Origin of the sequence: Candidatus Magnetobacterium casense, assembly GCF_019173545.1 — a bacterium.
Lineage (GTDB): Bacteria > Nitrospirota > Thermodesulfovibrionia > Thermodesulfovibrionales > Magnetobacteriaceae > Magnetobacterium > Magnetobacterium cryptolimnobacter.
On sequence record NZ_JABXWD010000662.1, the window covers coordinates 1 to 1,395 of the forward strand.

At 49.0% G+C, this 1,395-nt stretch carries 1 protein-coding gene and 1 pseudogene; both read left to right on the forward strand.

Going from position 1 to position 1,395, the window contains the following annotated elements; translation table 11 throughout:
- The first annotated feature begins 37 nt into the window (after positions 1 to 37).
- A complete protein-coding gene (locus tag HWQ67_RS18530) occupies positions 38 to 928 on the forward strand; it encodes a hypothetical protein (RefSeq protein ID WP_218254175.1) in 891 nt (296 codons plus the stop codon).
- Positions 849 to 1,395: pseudogene (locus HWQ67_RS18535) on the forward strand (tetratricopeptide repeat protein); the annotation flags it as partial. The gene HWQ67_RS18530 and the pseudogene HWQ67_RS18535, both read left to right, overlap by 80 nt.

The following is a 1,395-nucleotide window of genomic DNA, read 5'->3' on the forward strand; positions in this document are numbered from 1 at the left end:
CCTATAATCTAATTTTCAGAGGAGGGCAGTAAAAAAATTGCAAAACAGATTTACCAACCAACTCTTGATAGTAATCGTTGGTCTTATCGTATATTCTAATACCTTAAACGTGCCATTTGTCTTTGACGATGATGTCAATATAATGCAAAATCCGCTTGTAAGAGGTTTCCACTACTTCCTTGCCCCCTCTGCCGTCAATGACAGCAATGCCGATGACAGCGTCAAGGACTTTTTCAGGACACGTCGCATTGGCTACCTCTCCTTTGCCCTCAACTATGCCATCCATGGCTACGATGTAACGGGCTATCACGTATTTAACATCCTGGTACATATCACAAACGGCCTGCTCGTCTTCTGGTTTCTTACGTTTATTTTCAGATCGCCCTACCTGTCATCGGTTAACGCCCAGGAAGTCCCTGTTGCCATAGCGTGTGCGCTCTTGTTTGTCTGCCATCCGCTTCAGACCCAGGCAGTGACTTACATAGTCCAGCGTTTTGCATCGTTGGCCACGTTGTTCTATCTCTTGTCCGTTGTGACCTGGCTTTGTTCGCGCCTTGTTTTATCCAATCCTACAAAGAAATACGCACTGTATGCCGCATCGATCATAGCAGCCGTTTGTGCAATGATGACAAAGGAGATATCCTTCACCCTGCCGGTGGTTATTGTTGCTATTGAGTTCTTGTTCTTTACCGGCGACGTCAAAAAAAAGACTCGCCGCCCTCATTCCGATCCTGCTTACGCTCCTGGTGATACCGCTGACGATCCTGATGGCCGGCAACTCGTTCAATCTCGCCACCTCGGAGGGCATCTCACGCCAGGCCTACCTCCTGACTCAGTTCAGGGTACTGGTGACATACATACGTCTGCTCTGTCTGCCGGTAAGCCAGAACCTCGATTACGATTATCCCACATACAAGTCACTGCTTGAACCTGCGGTGGCGCTGTCACTGTTGTTTCTCCTGGCAATCACAGTCCTGGCCATGTATTTGTACTACGTCTCACGCAGGACAGAGCAGGGCAACAGGTATCGTGCAGCCAGATTGGCGGCCTTTGGCATCCTGTGGTTCTTCGTGACGATATCGGTTGAGTCAGGCGTAATACCCATAGAAGACGTTATCTTTGAACACAGGGTGTATCTTCCAGGCGTTGGTTTTTTCATTACGGTTGCGGCTTTAATCACGATGTTCACAGGATATCAACCCGTGATGGAAAAACGGCGGATGACTCAAATGTCTGTAGTCGTGTGCATTGTCCTGGTCTTGTCCGCCGCCACGTATAACAGAAACGGCGTGTGGAAGAACAACCTGACGCTGTGGAAGGACGTTGTGGACAAAAGCCCCAACAAGGCACGGGCACACAACAACCTCGGTATGTATTACGAGCAGCAGGGAGACA